This is a genomic window from Streptomyces adelaidensis, from assembly GCF_016598475.1.
GTDB classification, from domain to species: Bacteria; Actinomycetota; Actinomycetes; order Streptomycetales; family Streptomycetaceae; genus Streptomyces; species Streptomyces adelaidensis.
The window spans coordinates 1-3425 of sequence record NZ_JAEMUX010000190.1; the positions used below are offsets into that span (position 1 = coordinate 1).

The 3425-nt window shown below is 64.5% G+C and carries 4 protein-coding genes; 2 read left to right on the forward strand and 2 right to left on the reverse strand.

Annotated features, from left to right (window positions below; genetic code table 11):
• Window positions 1–150: 150 nt before the first annotated feature.
• Window positions 151–972, forward strand: coding sequence for an HARBI1 family protein (locus tag I8N67_RS41085; protein ID WP_372443918.1), 822 nt, complete (start codon window positions 151–153; stop codon window positions 970–972).
• Between the two features lie 161 nt (window positions 973–1133).
• Window positions 1134–1817 carry a hypothetical protein gene (locus I8N67_RS41090; RefSeq protein ID WP_200309415.1) on the forward strand — a complete coding sequence of 228 codons (684 nt, stop codon included), beginning with the start codon at window positions 1134–1136 and terminating at the stop codon, window positions 1815–1817.
• Between the two features lie 572 nt (window positions 1818–2389).
• Here the strand turns inward: I8N67_RS41090 and I8N67_RS41095 are convergent.
• On the reverse strand, window positions 2390–3028 hold the full coding sequence (locus I8N67_RS41095; RefSeq protein ID WP_200309416.1) for a hypothetical protein: 639 nt from the start codon (window positions 3026–3028) through the stop codon (window positions 2390–2392).
• Window positions 3025–3249: a hypothetical protein gene (locus I8N67_RS41100; RefSeq protein WP_200309417.1), complete on the reverse strand. Its 225-nt coding sequence runs from the start codon at window positions 3247–3249 to the stop codon at window positions 3025–3027. Before I8N67_RS41100 ends, I8N67_RS41095 begins: the two co-directional genes overlap by 4 nt.
• Window positions 3250–3425 lie beyond the last annotated feature (176 nt).

Consider the following 3425-nt stretch of genomic DNA (forward strand, 5'->3'; position numbering starts at 1 on the left):
CTGAGTCTTTCCCGGTAAGCGGTGGTTGCTCGCTGTGATCGCGATGCTGGCACCGCGGGTCCGTGGCATCCCCAACTCCGGGCAGGCGTAAGGCCCCTGGTAGGAACGATCTTGCGAAGGAAAGTTCTGAACAAGGGGCCTCACGTGCCGATCAGTGTCACATATACCGCCGTGCTCGATGTGAAGCGGTCTACCGCCGAGCACCTGGCCCAGCTGCTGCGCGACCACCGGACCGCGGTCAAGACCCGCAGGGGGCGGCGTGCGCTGAGCTGTTTCAAGCAGTCGGTAGTGATCCTGCGCTGGTTCCTCGACGGCACCCGTCTGTCCCAACTCGCCCGCGACAACGGTCTGTCGACCTCCACCGCTTACCGGTACCTCCACGAAGGACTGACCGTTCTGGCCGCCGGAGCCCCGGACCTTGCGACCGCGCTGGAGCGCGCGAAAGCGGCCGGACTGACGCATCTGAACCTTGACGGCACCGTCATCCGCACCGACCGCGTTGCCGCCCCCGGTCCCAACGGCGCGGACCTGTGGTGGTCCGGAAAACACAAGCACCACGGAGGAAACGTGCAGGTCATCGCCACCCCGGACGGCTGGCCGATCTGGGTCTCGCCAGTACGGCCCGGCCGTGAGCACGACACCACCTGCGCCCGCCACCACGGCCTGACCGACGCCCTGGACCGCATCGCCGCCGAACTGGGCATGCCGACCCTGGTCGACCTCGGCTACGAGAACGCCGGCCCCGGCTTCCGCCACCCCGTCAAGAAGCCCGCAGGAGGTGAACTGACCGAGGCCCAGCAGACCTACAACAAGGTCATCCGAGGCATCCACGGCGTGTGCGAACGCGCCAACTCCCTGCTCAAAACCACCTTCAAAGCCCTGCGCAGGGTCAGCCTCGACCCCAGCCGGATAACCAAGATCGCCGCCGCAGCCCTCGTCCTGCTCCAGCTTGAGTACGGCCGCGTCATCTGAACGATCACACAGCGTCGCGATCCACTACTGGGAAAGACTCACTGGGTGGGGTGGGGTGTGTGGGATGGCCGTTCGCCGGCGTTCGGTACAGCGCCGGAGCATGCCGAAGTTGTTAACAGCGAACAGTTCGACGGCCGCGCGTCTGGCTAAAGTTAGGCTGCATGGGCATCGGTAGGACTCTCCTGGGCATAGCCATGATTGCTCTCATCACCGCGGGCTGCGGCGGGTCGGGATCGAATGACAACACCTCCCGCGCTGCGGACACCGCGCCGCCGAAGAGCGGCAAGGAACTCCCCGTCGCGATCACCTCGGCCGAGCCTGGGCTCCTGACGGTGAAGACGCTGCTCGGTGCTCTGCCGCCTGAACCCACCGACGAGGCCCCGTTCACCGAACGGGTGCTGTGGACGATGCGTAAACAAACGGTGGCCATGGCCGGGATACCGGGGAAGACCAGCGCTGCGTGCGAGGGCGGCAAGGTGAGCGAGGAGCCGGGCGTGACCACACGGTGCACCGTCACCTACAACGGCGTGAAGGTCCCCTGGTCCATCCGTTTCGACGAGCCGACCGGTGACTTGAAACCATACGAAATCACCAACGCGGGCCAGGCCGTACTGATGGCAAAGTCTGTATACGGCGAGTTCTGGAGAGAGTACAACCGGGTCAGCAAGCACCTCCGCTGCGGAGAGATGCCGGACCTCGAACTCGTCGCATACGGCCAAGACACCGGTCACCGCTGCCAGCACGCCTCGTTCGTCGACGGAAAGGCCCGGTGGGTCAATGTCCCGGTGAGCGTGGGCGAGCGCGGGGTCGTCTTCGACAACGGCCGCTCGCCGGAATCCTCTTGATGTTGTGGACATGGGCCAGGAGCAGGACGGAAGCAAGAGACGGCGCGACGGCGTCGCAACCGGGTGGAGCATCAGCCGCCTGGGCAGCAGGACCGCGAATCGGTGCCAGAGCGGTTCCCCTCAGCCATGATGGAAGCGCGGGCATCCGTCGATGAGGTTGCTGCGGTACTGGATCTTGCGGAGACCGTGCCAGAGCGCGCTCATGAGGTGGGGGCGGGGTCGGTGAAGGCAGTGTCGGCCTGGTTGCTGCGTCGCAGCAGTGACCAGATGCCGTCGACAGAGTTGAGGTCGGTGCGTAGGTCGGCAGGAAGTAGCAGGTGATCCAGCCGTGGGTGCCGATGAACTCCCGCAGCCAGCGGTCTCTGTGGACGTTGAGGTGTCCCACACCAGCTCGATCAGTGCGCCAAGTTACTGGTGGGCGGCGATGAGCGCCATGGAGACCGTGACGACGCGGCTGTCGCTGTGCTCCAGAGCATTGGCAGTCAGAACATCCCGAGCACGGCTGAAGCCGCTCCACAAGGCCGAGTTACCCGTCCTCGATCCGGTCGGCGAGCCGAGCGGACGGGGCCGCCTCACTCGCCGAGCCACAAGTCATCGGGAATATCCGGCTCGTTGGCGCATGCGAGCTCGTCCGCCAGCGTGCGAGCCAGTTTGACGGCCAACTGCTGGTGGAACTCCTCCGAGACTCTTGGGGAATCCGGCGCGTTGACCCTGGCTTCGAGAAGCACCTGCGCCTGTTGCCCGACCGCGCCCTTGATCTCACAGCGGAAAACGAGGTCGACATCCCCGCCCACGCCGGACGTGTCGGCTACGTAGACGTCCGCGGCGGCTCGGTGCCAGCGCTCAGTGTAGGTCTGCACGGCCTTCAGGGAGTCTGCGGCCCACCGCACCGTCGCAGAAAAGCGGCCGTTACCCGAGAGTCTACAGGCGTCGTACTCCTCAAAACCCTTAATTTCGTCGTAGGGCTCGGTCGCTTCTTGCGTCAGGCCCCTCGCGAGCCGGTCGACGGAAAGAGCCTTGTTGGAGAACTTGAGGTCATCGGAATCAAGGATATCCCGCAGAGACTCCATGTTCTTGGCACCGAACAGTGCGTTGCAGGTCTTCCACTGCGTTGGGTACTGCTCACCCAGAGACTGCTCGCCCGAACAACCAGTCGACACTGCCAGCGCTGCTATCGCCCCGCACCAGGCAATCCGGATCACAGACCTCACGAAGATACCTTTTCATTGTTCGAGATGGCCGTTTTGCCAGCCAGGTAGGACTGTTCGACCTCATTGATGAGATCGATGACCCCCTTGTTGCTCATACCGGCGGTCTGCGCATAGTTCAAAATGGGCTGGGTGACCGCCCGCTCGCCGATCTTCTCGACGTCCTGCACAGCAGCAAGTACCGCTGGGGCGTTCGTGTGTCCGTGGTCCTTCAAATATTCCATCGCGTGGTTTCCGTATGCGGTACTTACCGCGGACCTGGCGGACTCCATGACAGCGGAACGGCGGTGGCGGCCACGACACCCGCCGCCGGGCCGAGCAGCATCGCGGCTCCCACCGTCACTCCTCCGCTGACAAGCGACTTGCGCCACTCTCCGTTCTGGTCGTGCAGCATCTGCTG

What these genes read in the sequence shown, in the direction of transcription:
- I8N67_RS41090 (WP_200309415.1), top strand. Translation starts at nt 1,134, where the DNA reads ATGGGCATCGGTAGGACTCTCCTGGGCATAGCCATGATTGCTCTCATC.
- I8N67_RS41100 (WP_200309417.1), bottom strand. Translation starts at nt 3,249, where the DNA reads ATGGAATATTTGAAGGACCACGGACACACGAACGCCCCAGCGGTACTT.